Origin of the sequence: Vibrio sp. B183 (assembly GCF_000740665.1) — a bacterium.
Classification (GTDB): domain Bacteria; phylum Pseudomonadota; class Gammaproteobacteria; order Enterobacterales; family Vibrionaceae; genus Vibrio; species Vibrio coralliilyticus.
In genome coordinates, this window is the sequence record NZ_JPQB01000010.1 from 73,020 (window position 1) to 97,870 (window position 24,851).

Below are 24,851 nucleotides of genomic sequence, written 5' to 3' on the forward strand. Positions count from 1 at the left end.
AAGAAACCAGCACGAGCGTGCTGGTTTGTTTGCTTTCACTGGCCAATGGGCAGTGAATCAGGGTTTACCAATCTTCATCCCCCCACTCTTCATCAGGTGTACAGTCTTCAGGGAAGTCCCTATCGGCAAAGCGGTGTTTGAACACAAGTTCAATGTCGGTCACTTGATCAAGATTCAACACAGGACGGCTCTCGCTACCTACCGCCAACTTTAAACGCCAATTGGTCGCAGCTACACTGCGCTCTTGAAATGCAGTGTTAAAGGTCAGTGGCACATTTTGATCAACACGCGCCATCATCGACGTCTTAGAACTATTTCGATAACTATAAGGCTCTTGGGTAGTATTCCAGAACTGCACTGGGAAGTTCAGGAACTCATTTTCTGCCAAGAGTCCCTGGTCAAACACTTTACCCACAGTTCGAGTTCTAAATAAACTCACACCACCATAGTAGAGCGTTGCTGGTAAAGCTCTTTTGTTCGAAGCACCAGAGTCATTTTTGATGTTGATAGCAATTGACTCAATTTTGTCCATGTAGGTTCCGGTATCGATGAGGCAATTGTTGTCTTTAGCCCCTTCGAGCACTTCTGGTCCTCTGAACAGCAAGGTATCTCCCGCGTTTTTATTGGTCGCAAACGAGATGTCCAAATAACTCGGGTATCGCTGTGAGCGCTCTTGACTCAGTTGATAACGAAATGCCTCGCTTGCCGTGACTTTACCACCCACTTCTGGGTTAGGGTTCGGGTATACAGCCAATTCAGCACCATATTCATCGAATATATCCTCATATCCCATCACATCACGTTTTAGCGAAAAGACATCAGTATGCTGCTGCACAGAGGTCGAGCCCATATTTTGGGTATTATCAAAATCTTCAAGCGCGACTAAATAGCCTTCAAGCTGCCTCTGCGATGTGAGGGAGAACAACACATCACGACCACGATGCCCTTCAAACTCAAAGCTTTCCATCCATTTATACTCTAACGCATTGGTGGCGTAGAACAGTTGACGCTGTGTATCGAGGAGCGCTTTTTCTGCCGCCAATAACTCTTGGCTTAATGCTTCTGAGTGGATCGGATCGGCAAAATAACGTTCTGCTAGCCCAGCGTTAAAACTTTGTTGTTGCTGAAGCGTAAATAAGGTGTCGTTGAGCAAACCAAGGTAACGCTGTATCTCAAGTTGGGCATTATGTTGAGCCAAAGCAATATCGTATTCGAGTCGATTGATATCCAGCCACATATTTTCAATCAATGCAGCGCTGTTGATGGAAGCAATATCTCCATCAAGTAGAGTCAACTTCGCTCGCTCTTCAGCCGCGAGGCGCTGACTTAGCCCCTGCAACGCACCAATGCTATTGGCCATGCTCGCATCAGCTGAAGCCATTGCTGTTGCGCTGATCATAGAAGTCACGCCTGACATCGCAGACACTGAGTTACCTGTTGCCGCGCCAACTACAGCGTTTAACGCACCAGAAAAAGCACCAATTTTGCCTTTTTTCTTGGCCGCCTCGGCTTGCAGTTTGGCAATTTTTACCGCAATTTGCTCTTGCTTTTCGCCATAATCAATAATCAGATCAGCCTTGGTGTTAAACACATCGCTCACTAACAGCATGCGATCGATTTCAATGTCAATCGAACTTAGCTTATCATCATATTCACTGAACATTTTGTCGATATTGAGTTTAGCCGCATGGATTGTACTGACTTGATTGTACAATAAGCTGCCTTTTTCAGGCTTAAGGAGCCCTTTTTCAATATTGCTTGAGGTGTGGCAAACATCTTGGTTACTTGGGCAGAGTTTGGTTGTCCAACCGGTTAAATTAAACAGTTTTTGTTGGTACTGTTCTGAGCGAAGATTAAAATTAGCCGCGACTGCATCTGCGCTCACACTGATGTTATTCTGCTTTTCCTTTGCAGCATGATAACTTTTTGTTAAACGTTCAATTTCTCCCAATGGCGCTTTTAGTTTTTTTAAAAACCAGTCGAAGGAGTCAAACTCTGGGTTGTTGTTAACAATAAATAAAGCGTTATCTTCTAGGTTAAGCAGATTGCTGTCCCCACGCAGCCAGGCTTTAGCTTGTTCTAACCTCAAGGCTGCGGTTTGGGCTGAGCGAATATCTTTGTCTACCCCCACCTCTTTTGCCACCTCAGATTCAACAAATCTGCGCTCACCTTGCTCGAACAAAGCCTGAATTTCAGCGTCTTTTTGAGCAAAATCTTGCTGCCAAAGAGTGATTTTTTCCATCAATGTTTGGCGGTCCGAATGGTCATAGCCGTGCGCCGTCATGTAACGAGCTTGCCTCAGCAAAGCTTGTGAGGCTTTTTCCATAGCTCCATAAATAAAGCGCACATCCTTAAAGCCTTTAAAGAAACCTTCTTGGCTTGAGGAATACAGAGTTTTTTCACCACTCTGTGGATTGTACGCGAAAGGCAATGCTTGATGTCGCCCCTGACTTAAGGCGATAAGGACATCACCTTGCGACCGGATACGCACAAGATAATCAGTGACAGCTTGCTCAAGTAATTGAAAGGCGTCCTGATTTAAGTTCAATTCGTCGACGACATTACCCTGTGCATAAATCAGTTGCATGCGCGCACTATCCATTAAGCCTTGCGCCTGCATGACCGCTGCAGTCACTTCGTGCAATTCGGCATCGAGAATATAGTGAGCAAGAATGGATTGATCGGGATGCGCTTGGTACGCAGCCTCAAAAGCAGTAATCGCTTGACCCACTTTGGCCCTATCGGCTGCAGTAAACAAGCTGCCAAAATCGAAATCACCGTTTAAAGAAAAGCGTGTGCTGACAAACTGTCCGGTGGATTCGTCTATGCGATAAAGTTTATCCAAATAGCGAAAGGCGGCGTCTTCGTTACCGGCTTTGCTGAAATATAAACTGTCGAGTGCATCATCTACAGTATTGGAGCGCCTCGCCTTTGCCGTGCGGCCACATTGGAGTGTGCCATCATAATCGACGAGTTCAAAACCTAACTCACAAGCGTTAGTTGACTTAACACAAGAATCACCTTGCAGAGTAAAATCGGCTGGGCAGCGCCTGACAAGAGACAAGGATCTTGTTTTCTCATATTCATTTTCCCAAACCTCAAACATTGGTCCAGGCGCTTTCTTTAAGTTTCTTACGTATAGGTAGTCCCAGCCACCATAAGAGAAGTTGTCCGTCGGCCCCACATTATGTGTTATTTGACGAACCCCCTCTTTCAATGCTGTCATTTTATCTGCTGGGAAGTAATAGACAGCAAGCGTTCCCTTTGACTCTAGACAGGTGTTTTCGCCCTTTAGTTTATAACCTTGTGGGCAACTCACTGCTGGTTGGACTATGGCGCACAGGTTTAGTTCTGTGTCAAACGCATAGCCCTCACCGCATTGGGCATTCACTGGCTCAGGCTCACTCCATAGACACTGCTCTGGATCACGCGAGTTATCATAGCCGGGCTGGCAGTGGTAAGTAGTAAATTCGTCGTTTAAAAAATCGTGATTATTCCATGTTAGGTTGACCGCTTGAGCCTGTGAACTGACGCCAAGTACCAACCCCAATTGAGCAAGTCGGCCCAAGGTGGATTTTGCGGGTTTTATCATTATTTGTTTTCTTTTTATGGTGTGATCTTCAGATGCCTAAACGTTCAACAGTGGTTTGCTCTAATCAATACACTGTTGAACACGCGAAGACATTGGCAATATTGATTGGAAATCAATCACTAAGGATAATAACCTAAACAAATTCATCAATAAAAAGATATTCAACAAATTGATAAGCAACATGATTAAAATCACAAAATAGCTTTCTAATACTAGAAGTCAGTTTGGATATGAAGAATTACTGCAATAACAATTTTCAATCACCTTTCGATAACCGCTTTGGCAATCGGATCGTAAAACTCACACCTTGGTTAGAGGTAAATTCCAGCATTCCTTTGAGCTTCTGAGTCACCAGATTAAACACCAAATTCAAGCCAATGCCTGTCCCGCCGCGTGCTCTTCGGCTGGTATAGAAAGGCTCAAATATCTTTTTGTGTAGCTCTGGTTCCACACCGCAACCATTATCGTCAAACTGAAACACCACCATGTCGCCTTCAAGCCGCACATCTATGTCAATCCGAGGATTAGGCTGCTGTTCAAACGCATGGTGGATACTATTGAGAATCAGATGAGAAAATACTTGTGTCAACGCACCAGATAAACTGAACATCGTAAGGCCTGGTTCAACAATCAGTCTTGGCTCGACCCCAGCTTTATGAGTCTCTGGATGTAGGCTTGCGAGAAGCGCTTGAAGCACTTCAGTAACCTCGAAGTCCGTGCAATCTTCAGAAACCTGATTCACTGCCGTTTGCTTAAAACTCTGCACCAGTTTAGAAGCCCGATTCAAGTTATCCATAAGTAATTCGATAGCCTGTGCCTGCTGCGTCACATAATTATCAAACTGTTCGCTGGTCAGAGACTGAGCTTCGAAGGCAGCCTTGAGCTTGGTATTTGATTCATGGATTAGCGACGATGACGTAATCGCGATACCTAATGGTGTATTGACTTCATGAGCAATCCCCGCGACTAATCCACCCAACGCCGATAGCTTTTCTGATTCGATTAACTGCTCTTGCGTTCTCTTCAATTGCTCCATGCTTTGCTCTAAAGCCAGAGTTCGTTCTGCGACTTTCTCTTCTAGTGTCTCATTGAGATTTTCTAGCTTACTCTGAGCATTGACCCTCTCTTGAATCTCCTGATAAAGCTCTTGGTTTGATTTTTCCAGCTCCGAGAGAAAGTGATTAAAGTAATTTGCCAACTGAGCTAACTCATCATTCGAGCCCGAATTATCTTCCACTCGCACGCTATAGTTACCATCAGAGGCCTTACCTATCCACTGCATGACATTTTTCAACGGCAATACGATAGAACGACTGAGAAGTAAGTTAGACGGTACGATGAGCAAAATGGAGACTAACAGCACAATGGCATGAATAACCTTAAGGTCGAACAGCGGCTGGTTAAGTTCTTGAACATAAGTAGAGGAGACGATGTACCATTTGTACTCGGGTAAATATCGAAAAACTGCGATTTTCTCACGATGTTCCGGCTCTTGTGGGTTCTTCCACGTATATTTGATCGTGCCGTTTTTTTCTTTAAGCATTTGTTGAACGAACAGCTGACCTCTTGAGTCTCGCACGTTATAGAAGTTGCCATCGTAATAAGGGTGAACAATGGCGTCTCCTCGATCGTTGAGCACATAAGAATATCCAGTTTCATCAAAGTGAAGCTTGGATATAGACTCACTGAAATCTTCGATATCCACCAAACTGGCAAACTCTTCACGATAAGAAGATGAAGTGATGATCCAATCCCACGGCTCAAAATACACCATGTACAGCGCCTTTGGTCGCTCAACGAGCTCATCAGGGTTTTTCCACTGATATTCAAGATAACCTTGTCTGGCCGCTATTTGCTTCTGAATAAATTCGTACTTCATCAAGCTCACGTCAAGCAATGGCTGCTTTGGATGGACTCGGATGATCCCTTCGGAGTCGACAACATAAGGGTACCCTGTAACACCGATTTGTTGATTTAGTAGGAAATTAGCGGCGCGTTGCTTAGCTTGTTGCTCAGACAGATTGCCTGACTGATATTGACGATACTGCTGCTCTACATATTGCAGATTGAACTCTGAGATACCTCGCAAGTAATTCCTGATCGTAATATCGACCGTAGTCGCAATATTATTGGTGATAGACTCAGTTGCCGTTGTGAGCTCTTTCTCTACGCCTTTTTCTACAAGATCTCGCATCAAGACGTAATTCGAGAGATTAGCGATGTTAAGGACGAGCAAAAACAGTAGCAGATAACCGAACATGAGTCGGTTTCTAATAGAAAGTTTACGAAAAAAGGTCTGAAGCAGCTGCATAACCATCCGCTATTGGCATATCGGTTAATAAAGCATAGACCTGATTCTAATGAGCTGTGTACACAAGTCAGCGGTAAAGCGCCAAAGAGTCTAGGTTAACGATGTTCACCAGCGAAGATGCCAAAAGTCAGAACATTGAGCGTATCGGTCACACTTTCCAGTGAACTTAGAATTTGCCGAGTCGGCTCATTATCAAGCAGAGCTTGTCCATCAATACCCTTGACTTTTGACTCAGATTTGTCTGCGGTCGTTACTTCTTTGATATCCGTTGTTTCTTCAACGATATGTTCTTCTGTCACTTTATCTGAAGAGATATCCTCAGTACTTGCACAGGCTGTAGCGGTACAACAGAAACTAAACAAAAGAAAGAACTTAGTACGAAACATAGCGGCTCTATAGCAATAAAACATCGTTCAATTGTATTGCAACAATTGCTTTCTATCCAGTGTATTAACCAAATACCTCACAGCAGTTGCTGCAGAAAAGCCAGTTGCTGCTTTTCCTGCTCTGTCATTTGGTACTCTTCATCCGTCAGCGTACCGGAATCAAATCGACCAACTGGATAACTCTCGGCATCGCTCTGTCCATAACCTGCTTTTTCTCCAGGGTGACCTGACATACGTTCAATCACCACATCACGTAGTTCTAGATCGATCTCGCCCTCAGGCAAGACTCGTTTAAACGCTTTTAACTCCACTGTTTGCTCACCCTCTGACAATCGTTGCTTCTCAACTAAAGACGCAATGGCTTTACCGCCTTGCTGATAGAGGTTCGCGCGGAGTCTGAATATGCCTTCTTTATCGATTTGTAACGTAACCGGAATCTTCATATCAGCCCCCTGAGCATATCCTTCTGATACTGACACCACGCTCGCTACTGAATGATATAAACGCACATCGGCACTAACAATATCTTCTCCTCGTTCAAAGTCGACACGTGCTATTAGTCTCAGTTCTTCTGGCCAATCGTTACCCGGCGTGATTTGCCACTGCATTTCATCCGCAGGCAATGTCGTTAGGATTTGCTGCGTGGCAACAGAAACGACATCCAATGAAGCGCCAAGTGCGGCTTGCTGCGTTTTGAGCTCAACCAGTATCGGTTCAGGGTAGAAGTACCGGAACTTTTTAACGCCCAACGAAGCTGTTGATTTACCATCCAGTATCGGAGTTTCAACCACTTCAAATGCATTCCAGTTCAAGTAGGGACTGCTCTCATTAACTATCGGTTGAGAGTATGATGGGTAATGAAGAATTTGTTGATGTTTGATGGCTACTTGCTTTAACTTCAGTGCCACAGCCTTCGTCTCGATGGGGGGTCCCCCGCCTATCGAGGCCTGCTTTGAAACAATAAAGCGATTATCCGCTTCAGGAGGGGGGACAGTATCATGACTCACTGCTCCTCTAAGCTTGGCGTATTCGGATGTCTCAACGGGATTTGGCCAAAAAATGAAGCCTGCTGCTGTCAACGCAGTGATGAAGCTGAATACCCATAACTTAGTCTTCATAAGGTTCTCCAGAAAATCAGGACTGAGACATCTTACCCAGCCCTGCATACGATCAGTTTAGGCCAACCGCAATTTCAGACATGGTGTCTTTGTTAGACCCTTGTACGTACAGGTATTTGGTTCCCCACCAGCCGTTTTCCTTGTAAGTTGTAACCCCGACAGATTGGCCATTGGCTAGCGTCACATCCGTCACACTGGAGGTGACTTCCCCTTTGTGTTTAGGGCCCACAACATCACTGTGGCTGTAGTCGTCTCCCATGATCAACGGATAGTGCTCAGGCATAAAGTTAGAGACGCCTTTGCTTTGAGAAGCTATCTTGCCGTTCATCGCTAAACTTGTTGAACAGCTGTCGTAACTTCCTGACTCTGCTGCGCCACAAGCAGAATGTGCCGCCACAACACCGTCATCATTGCCGGGAAGAAAAACCGACGTCGTTTTGAAATAGTCAGTCCCGTTCCCAATAAACCGAATTCGTGGGATGCGGTGCTCTGACAGACGCGCTATCTGGCGTGCATTGGAGACTTTTAGGTCATTGAGTACGCCTGAGTTTTCCTGATTAGGCATTTCCCCCAGCCACAGTGAAATAGCGTAGCGCATCGCACTGTTTGCCCAGCCTCCCCCTTCGATGATGTTGACCACAATATCCCCAAGCTCAGAGCCGCCACCAGCACCAGCAAAATCGTAAGTAGCGACAACATTGAGAGGCTCTAACCCAGCGTTAGTCAGCCAGTTTTCCTGATTGTCTAACAGATATCGTGCAACAAGGTCACCAGCGGAGTGCGTCACAAAAATACACCCTGACTGGCAGGTTCTATTGCGGGACAGCTCTTGGAGTTTAGGCCAAGCGTATTCGCTGGAGATTTTGCCTTCAACACGTTCATAAGCAGGCCAGTCAATCCGAGCGTCAGCGTATTGAAGCCAGTACTCTTTCCAGTAGTCTTCACCTTCCAGCTCAACCTGACCAGCATCAGGTTTGGACTGCAATTGATCCGATTGAAAGCCGTGAATCAGCACGACCTTGTAGTTTCCTATGGCAGCATGTGTGAAACTAGAAAACGCAATTGCCACTGCAATGGAGGCAATCTTTGTCATTATTTTCATGATGTTATTAACCTTTTCGTCCTGAAATTAGCGTTATTTGCTTTGTCATCAGCGAGCAAAATTCCAAACATCGAAACCACTTTTGCTCGTTAAATAGGATTAGTCTTCGGCTCTCTTTTATTCAACTCATCCGATGAGAGCCTTTGCACTAGGTTAAAAAAACAACACATAAATGTTAACAATTTGAGATCTAAGACAGATTTACAATAACTATTGATATGAATTTTATTGCTTATCGTTTAAGTGTCACTAAAACGACATGTTTTACTGATATGAGGATCAACACACGAAATGCTTAACTATCCGGAATGATTGACTTTTTATACCACACTGATAAGTAAGAGCACTTTGCTAGGTTGCCGTGTTATCACGTAGACTGTTTAGTAAACCCCTGAATTAAATATGCCATGATTACTTGGAAACAACCGCTGCAAGATTTCGAATGGTTAATACATCAAGTCTGGTATCTGGAGCTAGAGGCTGACGATGTCATCACGCAACAACCAAGGCTCATTCCCAATCCAAGGGTTCATTTGCTCTTTACGCCGGATGAACAAAAGTACAGTTACGACAGCGGCATAACTAAATTTGAAGGTAAAGGGAGTCACCTACTTTCGGTGAGCGATCAGTTACTGTCATTAGACGACTCTGCTCCACTAAAACGTATCGGTGTCACTTTCAGGCCCGAGGGGCTGTACCGACTCAATTCTTCTGTCGGTCATCATCTTAACCAATGCGGCTGGCCTACTTGGTTGGATACGTTTTTCGGGCCCGCACTCCACAACCAGCTATGGCAATCGAATGACAAATCACACCTGCTTGATGTGTTTCATCATCATTTCCATCAGCTCAACCTAAACCGCAAAAAAGACCGCGCTTTCTCTATTACACACCAAGCGACCAAAATAGTAGAAAATCGCCGATCCGACTGGAGTATCGAGCAGATTGCCGGCCAATGTGCATGTTCTAGAAGAACCTTAGAAAGGCACTTCAAACAAGTTACAGGGCTAAGCGTAAAGCAATACCTTATGATGATGAAACTGGAAGAAATTGTGTTGTCTATCTATGAGCAAGATGCAGAGCCCGACTGGGCTGAATTTGCACAAGCATTTGGTTTTAGTGATCAATCACATTTAATCCGCCAACTCAAACATCAGCTAAATCGCACACCGGCCAAGTACCTCAAAGACCGAGACCTCACCATCGACATCTACGGGGACTTCGAATAACACTTGTCGCAAATATCCAATTTTCGGCACAGATGTTGATCTACCATGCTGAGCAAATTGAGAGGTACACAATGACATACAAAAAACTAAAACGTGGTGAATCAATCTCCTTTGGCGACTCACTAAACATCAAACTGATTCAACGCGACGATTTAAACGACATCATCCCAATGCTTAACGACCAAGAGGTCAACGCCTACTTGTTCTTTGCTCCCGCAGAGGAAAGCATGTTTCACGCGTTTTTTACCCCAATCATTGAAAACACTGAACACGCAATAAACAAAAGTAATTGGCCAGACAGCCCAACATTTGTCATTCGGGACAAACAAGGCCACTACATGGGTATGTGCGGATTATCTAAGGTGATGTTTCTCGAAGGTAACTACGAACTCGGGTATCAACTTCCCGTCCACGCATGGGGCAAAGGGATCGCTACTCGTGCCTGTCGCTTGCTCACCGATATTGCATTTAACGAGTTAGGTAGCCACAAAGTCAGTGCCGACTGCTATGGCGCTAACACAGGTTCGTACAAAACGATGGAGAAATGCGGTTTTACCTTTGAAGGTCGCCAAATTGACTACTACAAGGTTGAATCTGGATTCGACGATAAAGTGTATTACGGTATAACGGCTAAGCAGTACTTCCAAAAATCACCAAACCAATAGTTTTTACTCTGATGGGCCATAAAATATTGCCAGACAGGCTATGTTTTCGAGAGATTACACTAGACCACAAAGGAGAAGCTCCCCTACAATCTCGGCATTGGGCCCATCAAACTAATATAAGGAGGAACCCCATGACTAAGTGTGAATTACATTTCGCGCGCTTCTTCAGCAATCACGCAAGCTCAAGTTTTACTGGTATCGTGCTGCGATAACCTTTGCTTGAGCGAAGATTAATACATACAGACTAGAGTCTCTTCTCTCTGGCTTACCGGGTTATCGTCAGCAATGTTTGACGAAAGGCATCTTTATGCCTGTAATTCTTGAGTAAGTTATGAGCACTTTACTATCTGCACAATCTATTTCTTATCAAACGACTTCAGCTCCTTTGCTTGAAGACATTTCATTCACCCTAAAAAAAGGCGACCGAATCGGCTTAGTCGGTCACAACGGTTGCGGTAAAAGTACCCTTCTAAATCTACTTCATGGCGGGATTCAGGCAAATTCCGGAACCATTACAACAGCCAGTCATTGCCAGTTAGAATGCGTGGAGCAGCATCTTCCACAATCTCTGATGCACCGGTCGATGATTGATGCTGTACTCGATCGTTTACCTGGCAATGAGCGAACCAGCCAGCGCTGGCGTGCTGAACTCATCCTCTCAGATATGGGATTCGATTCATCACATTGGGCATTAATCACTTCTAGCTTAAGTGGAGGCCAACATACCCGTTTGCTGTTAGCCAGAGCATTGATCGTGGAGCCTGACCTACTCTTGCTGGATGAACCTAGTAACCACCTCGATCTGACGACATTGCTGTGGTTAGAGCAATTCTTGCTAGGTTGGAACGGCAGCTTTGTCCTTGTATCACACGACCGAAGATTGCTAGACAACACCACCAATTGCACCTGGATAATGCGTGACAATAGCCTGCACTTCTTTCAACTGCCCTGCTCCGAAGCTTTGGAAATGCTTGAAGCACGTGATGAAGCTGACATGCAGCGTCATCAAGCGGAGCAAAAAGAAATTGACCGTATTGAGAAGAGCGCGAAACGCCTCGCTGTTTGGGGGCATGTTTACGACAATGAAGACTTGTCGCGAAAAGCCAAGAACATGGAAAAGCGAGTCGAGAAGCTCAAAGACGATCAGACGACACTCACGTCTGGGGCCCCCTGGAAGTTGGAGTTAAAAGGCGAACGCTTAAAAGCGGACCGCTTACTGCAAATATCCGATCTGGATGTCTCCCCATCGTCCGAAGCTCCATGCTTATTCAATATCGTGGCTAACCAATTGAAAAGTGGCGATCGGGTGGCCATTGTTGGCAAAAATGGAGGGGGCAAATCAACCTTGTTGAAAACGCTATGGCAAAGCTACCAGCAGGAAGAAGCGGTGGAACAAGGTATTGTTTTCCATCCTAGGGCGAACGTTGGTTTTTACGATCAGAGCCTTAAGCAACTGGACGATGACAAAACCCTATTGGACGCTCTGGCGAGCTTCACTTCTGCACCAGAAGAAAAGCGTAAGATGGCGTTGATCAGCGCTGGATTCCCGTACCTTAGACACAATCAGAAAGTTCATCAACTGAGTGGTGGTGAACGCTCACGCTTGTTGCTTATCGGGTTAACTCTGGCGAACTACCACCTTCTCCTGCTCGATGAGCCAACCAATCACTTGGATCTCAAAGGCAAAGAAGAACTGGCAGAAACGCTAACTAATTTTGCAGGCGGACTATTACTCGTCACGCATGACAGAGAGTTAATTGAAGCAAGCTGCAATCGCTTTTGGTATATCAAGGGTAACTCTCTGGAGGAATGGCTAGACCCGCAACAGCTGTATCAAGCAATGAGCTCAGAGTCATCTCTTACCTCAAATAAAACAGCAACCGAGGAAGCGAGAGTAGCGTCTCATTTACCTCTAACGGACGGGCTTGCTGATGAAGAGCAATTGATTGAAAAACTCTATGAGCTCGAAGCAAAACTGGAGGAAGATGTATCGAGAAAAACCAAACATCAAAAGCCAAAGCTTCAGGCTTTGTGGCGTAATGAGATTGCTCTCATCAATCAACAACTGGGAATTGAATAGCTCTCAGATTGATAAGTTAAACTCTTTAAGCAAAAGCCGCCCACTCAAGGCGGCTTTCTTATTCAGTTCAACCACTTCTATTTGACGCAAACCCGTGCTCATCGCTAGTATCAGCCTCACAAATACTAGAATGATAAAAATTAATATGACAGAACAAAAAGTACGTTGGGGCATTGCCGGACTGGGTAAAATTGCACATCGATTTGCCGCCGATCTCACTCAGCATGTCGACAACGCTTGTCTATATGCCGTCGCAGCCAGAGATGAACAACGCGCTGATGCTTTTGCCCAGCAATATCAGGCTGAGCACGCTTATTCTTCTTATCAAGCCATGGCAGAAGACCCAAATGTTGATGCCATATACATTGCGACTATCCATCCGTTTCACAAAAGCATGGTTGAACTGTTCTTGAACCACGGCAAGCATGTTCTGGTTGAAAAGCCAGCTTTCACTAACACCCAAGACTGGGACGACATGAAGGCACTGGCAGATAAACAAGGCCTAGTGCTCATGGAAGCAATGAAGTCAGTGACTTTCCCAGCTTACCGAGCGCTACGGGATTTCATTCAAAAAAACAGTATTGAGATAGAATCAATCGAAGCAGCGTTCGGCAACTGGCATGAATTTGATGTTCAACAGCAGATTTTCAACCCTAATTTATGCGGCGGTGCGACTTTAGATGTCGGCGTTTATGCGCTCTGGCTATACGCGGATCTTTGCCAGCTCAAGCAAAGTGAGATCCAACCGCCTTCGGTGTCCTATCAGAAGCACAACAATGAATCCAAGGTCGATGAAACTGTAGAGTTTACGTTTACTCACGGTATCAAGGGGAAGATTGGCGCTTCAATCAGCCAAGACCTAAAACGTGTCGCGACAATACGTGGGCCCGAGGTCGAAATTGTTATCCAAGATAAGTGGTGGAATCCAACCGTCATTGATGTCACTTACAAAGGTGAACATACCCAGATCTCACACTTACCTGCAGGCGGTGGATTTGAGTTTGAAGCTTCTCATTTATCCCAGCTGATCATTGATGGTAAATCGAGCTCGGACTTCGTTCCTCATGAAACCAGTCGCCAGGTGATTGCTCTCATGGAGCGAAGCCTAAAAGGCAACGGATTCTCGCACTTGCTTCACGCCTCTCATCAATAGTCGTCATAGCGCCGAGCTTTTCGCTTGGCGCTTTTCATTCAGAATTGCCCAATAATCTCTCCAACCACAGGTAAGACGGATACGACGAGTAGCAACGCCATCAGCTTATTGAAGGCTTTCAAATAGGCTGGTTTGTCTAAGTATCGGCGTAACGAAGAGCCAAACACCAACCACACGCCAACACAAGGGAACGAGGCAATAAAAAACATCGAAGCTATGGTCAGGTTTTGAGTCATATACCCTTCACCTATTGTCGTAAATGCAGATATCGCTCCAATTGCCACCACCCAAGCTTTGGCATTGACCCACTGAAACAAAGCTCCGTTTAGAAAACCAAGCGGTCGATTTCGACCTATCTCAGCACTCACACTGTCAGCCATGGCGATCTGCAATGCGAGATATAAAAGATAAAGCGTTCCCATGACTTTGACCGCCAAAGAAAGCTGAGGGAACAAAGAAAAAAGTTCGCCAAAGCCCAGCCCTACCAATAACAACATCAAAGTAAATCCGACACAAATACCGGTTAACAGCGGCAGGCTGCGTTTTACTCCAAAATTCAGTCCAGATGTCATCACCATGATGTTATTTGGCCCCGGGGTCACTGAAGATGAAACGGCAAACAAAGCGACGGAGAGTAGATATTCCATAATAAAAGCCTCGACGTTTATTGGTTACCACCACCGAATGCAACCGAAAACAAACATTATAATGAACGAATGAATTTTATAATGAACACCAGAAAAACGTTTGTCAAATCATGCCATCGTTTTTTATAATGAACGGAAACACACTGACCAGAGAGAGCGTTGTGGATCAAAGTAAACCGCCAATCGAACAAATCGCTGCCACTCTTAATGCCGAAAGATTGAATGCTGGCTTAAGTATCGCCGAGGTCGCAAGGCGCGCTAACATCGCAAAATCGACGCTCTCGCAACTCGAAAATGGCATTGGAAACCCTAGTATTGAGACGCTCTGGTCCATCTGCGTTGTCCTTGATATTCCTTTTTCTCGTCTAATCGAAACACCAGCTCCAACGACCAAAGTCATTCGCTACGGTAAGGGAGTCAGCGTGTTTTCGGAGCAAAAGGATTACCAAGCCGTGTTACTCGCAGCCAGCCCAGCGAATGCATGCCGCGACATCTATTGGATTGAAGTTAAACCCGGTCAGCCATTTATCTCGGAACCTCATCATCCCGGTGTGGTAGAGCACGTGGTTATTGTCAAAGGCCGAGCGAAACTCGGGTTGCAATCGGACCCTCATGAACTAGAGGAAGGGGACTACATTTCGTACCCTGGAGACTTACCGCATATGTTTGAAGCGCTGGAAGAAGATACACGGGCAATGTTGATTTCAGAATATCGGTAGAAATGAAAAGGCGAGCAACATTGCTCGCCTTTCGCATTAGCCATCAGTTCGATATCAAATTTCATAGAACCAAGAATCTTGCTGCAAACCTAGGAGTTCTGGCTCGCCACCCTCAAGCTGATACAAATGGAACTGTTGTAACGGCGGAGAGTAGACATGCAGCGTAACCAGAGGCTCATCATCAGCCTGCAAATTGGATATCTGGTGAATATCGTTGTCTTTGCTGACAGTCACGCTACCTTGCTGGTAATGGGAGGATTGAGACGCGTAAATATGACCGTTCGCTGCCGTTTCAAATAAGGTCTCTGTCGCTTCACCATGCAGCACACGCACGCCACAGGCGGTATTTAAGTGGTCATGAATTTTGCTTCTCTGACCATTTAGCCAACTCAAGATGAGCACTTCACAGTGGTCATTTTTAAATAGTCGCTTTCGACAGTAACTGTCTTCATCAAAGCTGGCTAATGCCTTTATTTCGGTGTCATTCAAAGCCACGTTTTCAAGTATGAATCTTATCGTTGCAAGCGACAGTGGTTTGTTAGACAACTTAATTTGTTCCATAAGCTCCTGAAAATTAAGTCGGTAGTCACTATCAAGTAACGCAGCCAGTGCTGGAGCTTGCTGCTGAGTTATCGCTGAATGTCGCAAATTGTCCTCCTCACACATCCTGTTATGTTTTGGCAAGCACGCCTAATTGCCTTTAGATGTTGCATGAGTAGACAATTAGCTGCATAAAAAGTGTCACATAGAAATGTCATTCGTAGAAGGTCATCACGATTTTACAAGTAATTAACAATTGGACGAGTTACTTTATAAGATCGAAAAAATTAAGAATCTGCTACGACCTCTGAGACATCGCTTACGCCGCACTGAGAATCGCTGTACAGTATGCACAAACAAAAACAGGACATCGTCAATGACAAAAACGGCTTTAATCACAGGTGCCAGTCGAGGGATTGGTAAAGCACTATCGCACTACTTTGCTAAACAAGGTTACAACTTGGTATTGATTGCAAAGCATGAAGCAACTCTTAACCGTGTGTTTGATGAGTTAAGTGAAGAGTTTCCTCATCTCAACATCAAAACTCACAGCCTAGATTTCGCGCAGCCTGAAGTCACTGCCAATTCTTTTAAGGAGATTTTAGAGCAGCATGAGTCCATTGATGTCTTGGTAAACAGTGCTGGTGTCCTAAAAGCAGGTCATATTGATCTGACGTTCCAACAGTTGTCTGAGTTAGTGAACGTCAACCTCATTTCTACCATTACAATTTGTAATGGCGTGGCAGAAAAAATGAAACAACAAGGGTTCGGGGAAATCTATAATCTAGGGTCGACCGCAGGGCTATCCCCTGTACCAAAAATTGCGGCTTATTCAGCCACTAAAGCAGCAATGGTAAGCTATAGTCAGTCTCTCTATCAGGAACTACTACCTCACAATGTTCAAGTGTGTTGCCTGTGTCCAAGCGTTGTTGATACAGATATGACCAATGACGGACGAATCAAAAACGAACTAAAAATCGAACCTGAAGATTTAGCAAAAGCGATAGATTTTGCCCGCAGCCTGTCAACAGGTGCAGCGATGTCGATCTTACCTATTCGTTGTAAAGTCATCGACTTAGAAAACAGCTGATTCGCGATGAAGCAATAAAAAAAGGGCTACCAATGGTAGCCCTTAGCATTTTCCTTTAACTTATTAACGACTTTCTAGCTCTTCGAAAATCGCTTCCGCATCAACAACACCACCAGAGATTGACAGTGTGCTGAACGGTACAAGTTCTTCTGGAGTAGAAGGTTTCTTAACCAATAGTTCTGGGTAAGTACGCGCTTTACTCTTCAGCAGCTCTTTAAGCTCAACGGCAGACAGGTCTGGATAGTGCGACCATACCATTGCAGCTACACCAGAAACGACTGGCGCTGCCATACTTGTGCCGCTGTACGCTGCGTAGTTGTTGTCTGGAGTTGAAGACAGAACACGGTAACCCGGAGCAAAGACATCAACCGTCTCCTGACCAAAGTTACTGAAGCTTGCAACCAGTGAGTCATCCGCATATTTCGCTGATGCACCGATATCCATCCATGTTGAGATTGGCTTAGACCAAGAGTGCTTAGCGAAACGGTTCGGGAAGCTTGGCTTGATGTCGTTATCGTTGCGGCTGTTACCGGCAGAATGCACAATCAGTACGCCTTTACGTGCTGCGTAACGGAATGCGTGGTCCACGATGTACTTACGTGGCGAGTAGCTCTTACCAAAGCTCATGTTGATGATCTTCGCACCGTTATCAACAGCGTAGCGAACCGCGTTAGCGATATCTTTATCCCTTTCGTCACCATTTGGTACCATACGTACCGCCATGATTTGAGCGTAATCAGCAAGGCCATCAATACCAATACCATTGCGACGTTCCGCGGCAATAATACCTGCTACGTGAGTACCATGCGCACCAACTGGACCTTTCACATCATTGTTACCGTAACCCTTTTCCCAAGGGTTGTTGATGTTATCCATCACGATGTCACGACGCGTGTCTAGCTCTAGGTTGTAGTGGTAGTCCAGAGACTCTTGGTAGCGGCTTCTGCGTGATTCTAGGTAATCAAACGAGTACCAAGATTCAAATACGCCAAGCAGACCTTTAGCGGCTGCAACCACTTCAGGGTTTGAGTGCTCAAGTAAAATTTGTAGGCCGTCGACAGTAAAGTCTTTGTGATCCGTCAACTGAGTGATTTGATCTTTGTACTGATTCGCTTGCTCAGTCGCTGCCGTCACTTGATCAAGAGAAGTCTGGTTGTATTCAACTGATTCTAGATAGTCTGCTTCTACGCCCTTGTAGTATTCACGCTTCTTACGCGGGATCCAGTGATTACCTTCTTTCAGCTTCAGATATTTTTTGTACTCACGAGTCACTTCTAGTGTGTCTTGATCCACATTGACACCCAGAGAGTTACCAAGGAAGTTCCAACCGTGAACGTCATCGATATATCCGTTACCGTCATCATCGATGCCGTTACCTGGAATTTCGTCTTCGTTAGTCCAAAGTTTGTTTTTCAGATCTTCATGGTCAACATCAACACCTGAGTCAAGAACCGCAACAATCACAGGCTGTGGCTTTAAAGGTGGCAGTAGTGATTCATAAACATAATCGGCACCCACACCCTGCAGGCTAGAGTAGTTTGCAGAAGCATTAAACCAGTCTCCACGATCATCTGACGGGTTGCTCATCATGCGCATTGAGAACAATGCGAAAGGTTTAACTGGCTTAGGCGAGTAATCTTCAACAATGTTACCTTTCACATCTTTGATGAAAGGCGAGTTTGCTGGAACTGGTTCAGCACTGACGCTGACTGAAACCGACGCTGAAGCCATCATAGCGACAGCAAGCGCGGAAAGCTTATATCCGTTTATCATTCTGTTACATCCTATTTAATTATACGCTTACAAAGCGCACAAAAGATAAAATGCAACTCAATTAAGATCATTCACAAAATCAATTAAATGAGTATAAGATCTCACTAAGAGAGATATTTATCGCTCAAAACTTGAGATAAATTCTATTAATAATATCAACATTTATATAACGCATGACGTATATTAATTTAATCTTTTAATTCATAAACTTAAGATCATTAATTAAATAGATATCTATTCATAAATATCCAATAAATTATTATCAAATAACTCATTAATAATTTAAAAGCTTATTTATTCCGAGATACCTCAATATTTATTAATGTCATTATCCACAATAAATAATGGAACACCGATCATGAAAAATTGAAAACTTCAGAAAATACCTACGTGTGACATTGTGGTATTCGTTGGATTATTGATTTATTTTAGTTGCTCATCATTACTAATAGGTAAGAGACATGTCCCAGCTAATGCCACAACTCAACTTATCTCATCTGCCACTGCAACAAGCTCTAGTCGATTCGATCTACCACGCCTTTATTGACCACGAAGATGTTCTTGCTGCGGTATTGCTAGGTTCCTTGGCCGCTGAGACAGGTGACAGGGTTTCTGATGCCGATGTTATTGTCTTCACGACCAATGGTTTTCATAGAAAATCGGATCTAGCTTACCGAGCATTTGAAAGCAACAAAGAGATCTTTTACTGTCTCGAGGGCTTCCACAATGACCATGCTTTTTTCAAGAAATATATCTTCAACGATATGACCAGTGCAGAGATTCACTGTCTCGATCTAGAAGAACCTTTCATGCTCTCAAAACCTTATAAGGTACTATTTGATAAATCAGATATCGTCACCTCCCGCCTTACTGATGCGCCAGCACCCAAGCATAAAGACTTCCCAGCTTATACTAGCGGTGATCAAGGGCTTATTTGGGAGTTATTCGACTGCATCAAATGGTTGAGTCGTGATGACACTACCTTAGCAAAAGAATACATTAAGAAGCTGGCTAACAAGCTTTAAGCACGTCCAGTCCCACACTGGTATGGAGACTCTTTGAACCGTCCAATTTTATACATTTTTTCTGGATTACCAGCCTCTGGTAAATCAACACTTGCTCAGCACCTCGCACAACATACATCATCAATGTATGTGCGTATTGATACGGTCGAACAAGGCTTGCGAGACCTATGTAGCTTTAAGGTAGAAGGCGAAGGCTATCGGCTCAGCTACAGAATCATTGAAGACAATCTTCGACTAGGTATTAGCGCGATTGCAGACTCTTGTAACCCCATAGAACTCACACGACGTGAATGGCGTGATGTCGCCACCAGTGTAGACGCCCGCTTTGTCGACATTGAAATTTGGTGTTCGGATAAAGAAGAGCATAAACATCGTGTTCAAACACGACCTAACACGGTTAAAAACCTTGTCTTGCCAAATTGGGAACAAGTTGAAAATCGCCATTATGAAGCATGGCCTGATGACGTCATCAGGATTGATACCGCAGGAAAAAGTATTGAGCAAGCCTTCACAGAATTGCTAGATAAGCTTGAAGTCTGGTCATCTCCTGCTTAACTAGACTGTGTATAACTCTTTGAAATCTAAAAACACTAACGTCTCAGGAGCAGGTATGGAGCAGAACAACGCCTTTCAGGAACAGATCCCCAATAACCATTGTTTTGGCTGTGGAGCCGAAAATACGATGGGGCTACAAATCAAAAGCTACTGGAATGGAGACAATGAATCTGTCTGTACTTTCACTCCTTCTGCTCATCACAGTGCTGGACCTTTGCATTTCCTCAATGGTGGGATCATCTCTACCATCATTGATTGCCACTGTGTCTGTACTGCCATAGCGAAAGGTTATTACATGCAGGGCAGAGAGATTGGATCAGGTGAAGCGATTTGGTTTGCAACCGGAAGTTTAGATGTCAAATTCCTCAGACCGGTTCCCATAGACGATGACGTTCAACTTATCGCTTCTATCATTGAAGCGAAAGACAACAAAATAGAGCTCCAATGCGAGCTGTTTTCTGGAAACACACTTTGCTGTCAAAGTCGAGTTGTAGCCGTCAAAGTGCCTAATGAGTGGTTTGAAGGCCGATAAACACAACTAAAAAAGCCAGCGACTCGCGTCACTGGCTTTGCGTAAACCATTCAACTTATAATGTCGAACCAGTCATTAGAACTTGTAACCGCCACCAATCATAAATACCCACGGGTCAATTTGTACGTCTGTTGAGAACTCCGTAGAGCCAGCTTTGTACGTCGCTGTTGTATCGATATCGGCATACCAAACAGAAGCATTCAGGAACCAGTCTTCGTTAAGCATGTAGTCCACACCAAGGTTTGCAGCTAGGCCCCAAGAGTCATCTAAGGAAAGATCGCTCAAACCCGCACCAGTCCCCGTACCATTTAGCTCTTCGTCAAAGAAAACTGTGTAATTGATACCTGCACCAACATACGGACGAATCTCACTACTCGCGTCACCAAAGTAATACTGAACCATAAAGGTTGGCGGCAGATGCTTTGTCTCAGCAATGTCACCTAAGTTACCAAAGTTAGTTGAAATTTTGTGTGAGAAAGGGGTCGCAGCAAGTACTTCTAGACTGATGTTGTCAGTCAGCATATAACCAAAAGTCAGGCCAAGCTGAGTGTTGGAATCTACACCGAACTCAGAACCTGCGTTATTTAGTACATCACCGCTGCTGTCATTTGGTGCTACGGTTGCGATACCCGCACGGACAATAAAATCACCTTCTTGGTGAGCTAGAACATTACCGGAAACAAGGGCAGCAACGACTGCCAAACCACATACTGTTTTTTTCATTGTTGATTTCCTTACGTAGGGCTTTCTTTTAATTAATGATTGAGGGAATCTTATTTATTGTGGCGTGCAAGTTAACACACAAAGACCTTACTCTTTTGATGGAAATCAATTTGTGAATTTTATTGATTAGCGATTTACATTTGTTTCGACTTGATCACCTTTTCAATGCAAAACAATGACATTTATGTAATGCAGCCTTTGCGTGTGTCACAGACAAAAAAAGCTCCCGAAGGAGCTTTTTGTTTAGATATGTTTGCGGTTAGCCTGTGGTTTCAGGTTCACTTTGTTTGGCAAGTTGAATTTCTTGTTGTCGCAGCATCGCGTCAAGTTCATCTCGACGTACCTTAAATGCGGTCATTTCACTTTTCGGAACTGAGCTCGCCATTGGTATATTAGCCGTCATGGCATTAACAGGCCTGCCACGGTCAATCAATTCATAGTGAATATGAGGACCAGTCACACGGCCAGTCGCACCAGACAAACCAATTCTTTCACCACGTGATACTTTCTGCCCTTTTCGAACGAGGATTTTACTCAGGTGCAGATAACGCGTTTTGTAGCGGCTACCGTGCTGGATCACAACATAGTTACCCGCATATGGGTGTTTGCGGGTCATGACAACCACACCGTCACCAGTTGACACAATCGGCGTACCTGTTGGCGCAGCCCAGTCAGTACCATTGTGCGGAGCAATTCGCCCAGTGACTGGGTGTTTCCGCGTTGGGTTAAAGTTAGAACTTAGTCGGTAATTTGCGTTGAGCGGTTTACGTTGGAATGCGCGTTGCAGGCTATTACCATTCTTATCGTAGTACTGCCCATCAGAGTGAAGGTAAGCCGTCACTTCTTTACCGCGATTATAGATTTTCACCGCTTGAAGCTCTTTGTTACCCGTTAGTTGCTCGCCAACATGTTGCTTCGACAAGACCACTTCAAACACATCCCCAGCACGGAGATCGCGGGCAAAGTTAAGCTTGTCTTTGAGCAGCGATACGATCTGTTCGTTCTCACTACTTCCTAACCCCAATCGGTGCAGAGATTGAGAGAAGCTACCTGCGATTTCCCCAACTAGCGCTTGTTCTTTCCAAGTGCCAGGAATCTTCACATCCTCAAAGGTATAACTGCCATCATCGTGACGATTATAAACAGCGCGTTCCACAATGCTGAACTCAAGCTCCATTTTCGCTAAGTTCTTAGTTTCAGCATCTCGCCAAAATCTTAGAGTATTTCCAGGTTTTAAAGTATCCAGCGCAAGATAGTTAAGATCTGTTTCCATAATCTTCATCAGCTCGCTATAACCAAAGCCCAGCTGGCTGAAAATGGAACTCAGATTGTCGCCTTTCTGAATCACGTACTCATAGTTTGGCATGTCATGAATGACTTCAACATCAGTAAGCAAGTCATTCACAATGCTGGATTCAGGAAGCGAAAGATCAATAGTGCGCTGATACTGGTTGCTTTTGTTTGTTGCAGATAAAACCAATGCGGCAACAACAGGAAGGCTCAAAAGCATCATTTTTCTCGACTTGGAGAGCTCTCGAAAGCGAGATGTCAATCTTTTGGATTGCACAGTTTGACCTTATTGCTTGAATTTCAGAAAGGCCTAAGGGTACGAATTTATGCCTAGCTTGTCACCTATGGAATGTCAGGTTTGGATCAAAAAAGGCGCAAACGCGCCTTTATAAATATGACTTATGGTTGATAGTAATCACCCACTTTCACATGCATTCAGATTACTGATAAGTGGAAACTAAGCCATTATCTGAGCCGAAACCATTTGGCTGATATTGGTCAGCATTCGGATCGTTTATCCACTTTTCATTATCAACCAAATAACGAAATTCAAATTCGCTGTCTTTCGGCAGACGCGTTTTAAACTTGTAGGATTTACTCTTAGCTACCTTCTTCATTTCGGTTGGTTGCCAATCCAGAAAATCCGCTACGATAGCCACTGACTGTCCAACTTGTTCCGCAGCAAGTTCGAACGTTACTTCTACTTCATCTTTAGTTTTAAAGAATCGCTTATTGATCATGTTTAACTCCATTAACGACAAAAACAAATCCATCTCATAACTTGTCAGGCCAAATAATAAGCAATCCGTACCCCATGCACAATACCGTATTGAACACTGATTATTCGACACGTTCCAGGCTATCCTGCCCAGTCAACTCGAAAAGTATAGTCGTTGAAATGGTAGGCTCTTGTGACATGGGTTGATCAGCATCACGTTGTTTAATACTCACGCTAATATTGTGCTGCTGTTTTTCTAGTGCATCGACGACGATCCGGTCCCCCAGAAATTGAGCTTCTTTCGAAATCATGCGTTTTCTAAAATCATCATAGTGAAACGTGGCTAGATAGTAGAACACGCCGGAGCCCTGATTTGAGACAGTCATAATCGAGGCAAACATCGTGGGGGTAATCTGAAGCAACTTGCTTGTATCAACAGTGACGACGCCACGCTCTTCACCATCTTCATACGTGCCACTTGCCAGACCTTTCGTTGGGTTTAGCTCTTCCATAAACGTATAAGCCTGACTTTCGGGCACTTTCACCGTCCAAGGGTTTGTAGTCGAAAGACCAAAAACAGACTGCATAACCGCATCACTGCTTGCAGCTTGATTAGGAAACTTTGCCATGATCTCTTCATCAGAAAGACTGAATCGGTACAGGCCAGCGATCGTGACTACTATTAATAAGAGGATCGGAATCAAAAGAATCAGAGGAATTGGTAAAAGGCGCTTTTTCATCTTGTAGTATGTCTTATCAGATACATGAACATAGTGACGTCATGTTAGCAGCAAGGACAAGGAGATAAAATGGAACACGAGCAGAAAATACGTATGGCTGATTGCAGTTGTGGGCAGGTCAATCTGGTTTGTCGTGGTGAACCAGTCAGAACGTCAGTCTGTCACTGCTTTGAATGTCAAAAGAGAACCGGGAGCGTTTTCGGAGTCCAGGCTAGATTTAATCAAGAGCAAGTTTCTTTCAGCGGTGATCTTGTCGAATACACTCGTATCAGTGATTCAGGTAATGAAGTCACCTACTCTTTTTGCCCTAGGTGCAGCACGACAATGTCACTCAAACTCAGTGCCGCCCGAGATTTCATTGTCATACCTGTCGGTATTTTCCAAGAGCAGGACTTTCAGACCCCAAGTTTCTCTGTTTACGAAGAAAGGCAACACGGCTGGGTCAAATTTGACTGCCAGATGGAACATCACCATTAACAGAATGAGATATTGATTCACAAACCTTCTCTTAATTTAGGCTGTACTCTGTATTCAGCTCTCACAGTGACGGACAATGACATGAAGTTTGTGGTTTTACTTTCAGGATTGATGTTTCTTTCCACAGCACACTCCACCGAAACGGAAAAAGCGTATGAATGGGTGACCGATCTCGACTTGATGTTTCAGTTGGATGATACTCCCGATACCGTTGAAACATTCAACGATCAGGGCATGGAGTTTACTCACTACTTTTACAGTAGCCTGAACCATTCTTTTCTAGTCAACATTGAAACCGGTGAAGTGTGCCACGCCTATATCGGACCAGAAAGAAAAAGCTGTTTTCCATGCGGTGAAAATGAAGTCAGTTACGTCTGTCCGTAGCA

At 44.5% G+C, this 24,851-nt stretch carries 23 protein-coding genes; 11 read left to right on the forward strand and 12 right to left on the reverse strand.

What is annotated here, in order from left to right; genetic code table 11:
- Positions 1–64 precede the first annotated feature (64 nt).
- The 5 genes from IX95_RS11285 to IX95_RS11305 all read right to left on the reverse strand — a co-directional run bounded on the left by IX95_RS11285 (position 65) and on the right by IX95_RS11305 (position 8,509).
- On the reverse strand, positions 65–3,592 hold the full coding sequence (locus tag IX95_RS11285; RefSeq protein ID WP_038159961.1) for a hypothetical protein: 3,528 nt from the start codon (positions 3,590–3,592) through the stop codon (positions 65–67).
- A gap of 256 nt (positions 3,593–3,848) precedes the next feature.
- Positions 3,849–5,903 carry a cache domain-containing protein gene (locus tag IX95_RS11290; protein WP_235202622.1) on the reverse strand — a complete coding sequence of 685 codons (2,055 nt, stop codon included), beginning with the start codon at positions 5,901–5,903 and terminating at the stop codon, positions 3,849–3,851.
- A 95-nt stretch (positions 5,904–5,998) separates the two neighbouring features.
- Positions 5,999–6,289, reverse strand: coding sequence for a hypothetical protein (locus IX95_RS11295; protein ID WP_038159964.1), 291 nt, complete (start codon positions 6,287–6,289; stop codon positions 5,999–6,001).
- Positions 6,290–6,366: 77 nt separating this feature from the next.
- Positions 6,367–7,407 carry a hypothetical protein gene (locus IX95_RS11300; protein WP_038159966.1) on the reverse strand — a complete coding sequence of 347 codons (1,041 nt, stop codon included), beginning with the start codon at positions 7,405–7,407 and terminating at the stop codon, positions 6,367–6,369.
- 52 nt (positions 7,408–7,459) lie between these two features.
- Positions 7,460–8,509 carry a hypothetical protein gene (locus tag IX95_RS11305; protein WP_019275927.1) on the reverse strand — a complete coding sequence of 350 codons (1,050 nt, stop codon included), beginning with the start codon at positions 8,507–8,509 and terminating at the stop codon, positions 7,460–7,462.
- A 407-nt stretch (positions 8,510–8,916) separates the two neighbouring features.
- Between IX95_RS11305 and IX95_RS11310 the strand changes: the two genes are divergently transcribed.
- The 4 genes from IX95_RS11310 (at position 8,917) to IX95_RS11325 (ending at position 13,636) form a co-directional block, all read left to right on the forward strand.
- Positions 8,917–9,738 (forward strand): helix-turn-helix domain-containing protein, encoded by an 822-nt coding sequence (locus IX95_RS11310; protein ID WP_038159968.1) that lies wholly within the window; start codon positions 8,917–8,919, stop codon positions 9,736–9,738.
- Positions 9,739–9,809: 71 nt separating this feature from the next.
- Positions 9,810–10,403, forward strand: a complete 594-nt coding sequence (locus IX95_RS11315) for a GNAT family N-acetyltransferase (protein WP_038159971.1) — start codon at positions 9,810–9,812, stop codon at positions 10,401–10,403.
- 331 nt (positions 10,404–10,734) lie between these two features.
- A complete protein-coding gene (locus IX95_RS11320) occupies positions 10,735–12,483 on the forward strand; it encodes an ABC-F family ATP-binding cassette domain-containing protein (RefSeq protein ID WP_038159973.1) in 1,749 nt (582 codons plus the stop codon).
- Between the two features lie 145 nt (positions 12,484–12,628).
- Positions 12,629–13,636, forward strand: coding sequence for a Gfo/Idh/MocA family protein (locus IX95_RS11325; RefSeq protein WP_038159975.1), 1,008 nt, complete (start codon positions 12,629–12,631; stop codon positions 13,634–13,636).
- 38 nt (positions 13,637–13,674) lie between these two features.
- On the opposite strand, the gene IX95_RS11330 is transcribed toward IX95_RS11325, so the two are convergent.
- Complete coding sequence (locus tag IX95_RS11330; protein WP_038159984.1) at positions 13,675–14,283, reverse strand: LysE family translocator; 609 nt, start codon at positions 14,281–14,283, stop codon at positions 13,675–13,677.
- A gap of 161 nt (positions 14,284–14,444) precedes the next feature.
- Between IX95_RS11330 and IX95_RS11335 the strand changes: the two genes are divergently transcribed.
- On the forward strand, positions 14,445–15,002 hold the full coding sequence (locus IX95_RS11335; RefSeq protein WP_019275921.1) for a helix-turn-helix domain-containing protein: 558 nt from the start codon (positions 14,445–14,447) through the stop codon (positions 15,000–15,002).
- Positions 15,003–15,056: 54 nt separating this feature from the next.
- Here IX95_RS11335 and IX95_RS11340 read toward each other — a convergent pair whose 3' ends face one another.
- Positions 15,057–15,650: a cysteine dioxygenase gene (locus tag IX95_RS11340; protein ID WP_038159986.1), complete on the reverse strand. Its 594-nt coding sequence runs from the start codon at positions 15,648–15,650 to the stop codon at positions 15,057–15,059.
- Between the two features lie 268 nt (positions 15,651–15,918).
- Here IX95_RS11340 and IX95_RS11345 point away from each other — a divergent pair, with 268 nt between their 5' ends.
- Positions 15,919–16,632 (forward strand): SDR family NAD(P)-dependent oxidoreductase, encoded by a 714-nt coding sequence (locus IX95_RS11345; RefSeq protein ID WP_038159989.1) that lies wholly within the window; start codon positions 15,919–15,921, stop codon positions 16,630–16,632.
- Positions 16,633–16,695: 63 nt separating this feature from the next.
- Here IX95_RS11345 and IX95_RS11350 read toward each other — a convergent pair whose 3' ends face one another.
- Positions 16,696–18,405 (reverse strand): S8 family peptidase, encoded by a 1,710-nt coding sequence (locus IX95_RS11350; RefSeq protein WP_038159992.1) that lies wholly within the window; start codon positions 18,403–18,405, stop codon positions 16,696–16,698.
- A 461-nt stretch (positions 18,406–18,866) separates the two neighbouring features.
- Between IX95_RS11350 and IX95_RS11355 the strand changes: the two genes are divergently transcribed.
- From IX95_RS11355 to IX95_RS11365, 3 genes are read left to right on the forward strand one after another with little or no spacing between them, the layout of a single operon-like run.
- Positions 18,867–19,430, forward strand: coding sequence for a hypothetical protein (locus IX95_RS11355; RefSeq protein WP_038159994.1), 564 nt, complete (start codon positions 18,867–18,869; stop codon positions 19,428–19,430).
- Between the two features lie 33 nt (positions 19,431–19,463).
- Positions 19,464–19,985: an AAA family ATPase gene (locus IX95_RS11360; protein WP_038159996.1), complete on the forward strand. Its 522-nt coding sequence runs from the start codon at positions 19,464–19,466 to the stop codon at positions 19,983–19,985.
- A 55-nt stretch (positions 19,986–20,040) separates the two neighbouring features.
- On the forward strand, positions 20,041–20,517 hold the full coding sequence (locus IX95_RS11365; RefSeq protein WP_006961484.1) for a PaaI family thioesterase: 477 nt from the start codon (positions 20,041–20,043) through the stop codon (positions 20,515–20,517).
- A 75-nt stretch (positions 20,518–20,592) separates the two neighbouring features.
- Here IX95_RS11365 and ompW read toward each other — a convergent pair whose 3' ends face one another.
- The 4 genes from ompW to IX95_RS11385 form a co-directional block, all read right to left on the reverse strand.
- Positions 20,593–21,240: an outer membrane protein OmpW gene (gene ompW / locus IX95_RS11370; RefSeq protein ID WP_006961485.1), complete on the reverse strand. Its 648-nt coding sequence runs from the start codon at positions 21,238–21,240 to the stop codon at positions 20,593–20,595.
- Positions 21,241–21,499: 259 nt separating this feature from the next.
- Entirely contained in the window at positions 21,500–22,753 is a 1,254-nt protein-coding gene (locus IX95_RS11375; protein ID WP_038160000.1) for a peptidoglycan DD-metalloendopeptidase family protein, read from the reverse strand.
- A 217-nt stretch (positions 22,754–22,970) separates the two neighbouring features.
- Positions 22,971–23,270, reverse strand: coding sequence for an isoamylase early set domain-containing protein (locus IX95_RS11380; protein ID WP_006961487.1), 300 nt, complete (start codon positions 23,268–23,270; stop codon positions 22,971–22,973).
- 100 nt (positions 23,271–23,370) lie between these two features.
- Positions 23,371–23,988 (reverse strand): hypothetical protein, encoded by a 618-nt coding sequence (locus tag IX95_RS11385; protein ID WP_038160001.1) that lies wholly within the window; start codon positions 23,986–23,988, stop codon positions 23,371–23,373.
- Positions 23,989–24,057: 69 nt separating this feature from the next.
- On the opposite strand from IX95_RS11385, the gene IX95_RS11390 reads away from it, so the two are divergent.
- Entirely contained in the window at positions 24,058–24,465 is a 408-nt protein-coding gene (locus IX95_RS11390) for a GFA family protein (protein ID WP_019274342.1), read from the forward strand.
- An 81-nt stretch (positions 24,466–24,546) separates the two neighbouring features.
- The gene (locus IX95_RS11395) at positions 24,547–24,849 is read left to right on the forward strand and encodes a hypothetical protein (protein ID WP_038160003.1); all 303 of its coding nucleotides are present in this window, start codon (positions 24,547–24,549) and stop codon (positions 24,847–24,849) included.
- Positions 24,850–24,851: the final 2 nt, after the last annotated feature.

Coding starts and splice junctions, on each gene's coding strand:
- IX95_RS11285 (WP_038159961.1), bottom strand. CDS start 3,592: ATGATAAAACCCGCAAAATCCACCTTGGGCCGACTTGCTCAATTGGGG.
- IX95_RS11290 (WP_235202622.1), bottom strand. CDS start 5,903: ATGCAGCTGCTTCAGACCTTTTTTCGTAAACTTTCTATTAGAAACCGA.
- IX95_RS11295 (WP_038159964.1), bottom strand. CDS start 6,289: ATGTTTCGTACTAAGTTCTTTCTTTTGTTTAGTTTCTGTTGTACCGCT.
- IX95_RS11300 (WP_038159966.1), bottom strand. CDS start 7,407: ATGAAGACTAAGTTATGGGTATTCAGCTTCATCACTGCGTTGACAGCA.
- IX95_RS11305 (WP_019275927.1), bottom strand. CDS start 8,509: ATGAAAATAATGACAAAGATTGCCTCCATTGCAGTGGCAATTGCGTTT.
- IX95_RS11310 (WP_038159968.1), top strand. CDS start 8,917: ATGATTACTTGGAAACAACCGCTGCAAGATTTCGAATGGTTAATACAT.
- IX95_RS11315 (WP_038159971.1), top strand. CDS start 9,810: ATGACATACAAAAAACTAAAACGTGGTGAATCAATCTCCTTTGGCGAC.
- IX95_RS11320 (WP_038159973.1), top strand. CDS start 10,735: ATGAGCACTTTACTATCTGCACAATCTATTTCTTATCAAACGACTTCA.
- IX95_RS11325 (WP_038159975.1), top strand. CDS start 12,629: ATGACAGAACAAAAAGTACGTTGGGGCATTGCCGGACTGGGTAAAATT.
- IX95_RS11330 (WP_038159984.1), bottom strand. CDS start 14,283: ATGGAATATCTACTCTCCGTCGCTTTGTTTGCCGTTTCATCTTCAGTG.
- IX95_RS11345 (WP_038159989.1), top strand. CDS start 15,919: ATGACAAAAACGGCTTTAATCACAGGTGCCAGTCGAGGGATTGGTAAA.
- IX95_RS11350 (WP_038159992.1), bottom strand. CDS start 18,405: ATGATAAACGGATATAAGCTTTCCGCGCTTGCTGTCGCTATGATGGCT.
- IX95_RS11355 (WP_038159994.1), top strand. CDS start 18,867: ATGTCCCAGCTAATGCCACAACTCAACTTATCTCATCTGCCACTGCAA.
- IX95_RS11365 (WP_006961484.1), top strand. CDS start 20,041: ATGGAGCAGAACAACGCCTTTCAGGAACAGATCCCCAATAACCATTGT.
- ompW (WP_006961485.1), bottom strand. CDS start 21,240: ATGAAAAAAACAGTATGTGGTTTGGCAGTCGTTGCTGCCCTTGTTTCC.
- IX95_RS11375 (WP_038160000.1), bottom strand. CDS start 22,753: ATGATGCTTTTGAGCCTTCCTGTTGTTGCCGCATTGGTTTTATCTGCA.
- IX95_RS11380 (WP_006961487.1), bottom strand. CDS start 23,270: ATGATCAATAAGCGATTCTTTAAAACTAAAGATGAAGTAGAAGTAACG.
- IX95_RS11385 (WP_038160001.1), bottom strand. CDS start 23,988: ATGAAAAAGCGCCTTTTACCAATTCCTCTGATTCTTTTGATTCCGATC.
- IX95_RS11390 (WP_019274342.1), top strand. CDS start 24,058: ATGGAACACGAGCAGAAAATACGTATGGCTGATTGCAGTTGTGGGCAG.
- IX95_RS11395 (WP_038160003.1), top strand. CDS start 24,547: ATGAAGTTTGTGGTTTTACTTTCAGGATTGATGTTTCTTTCCACAGCA.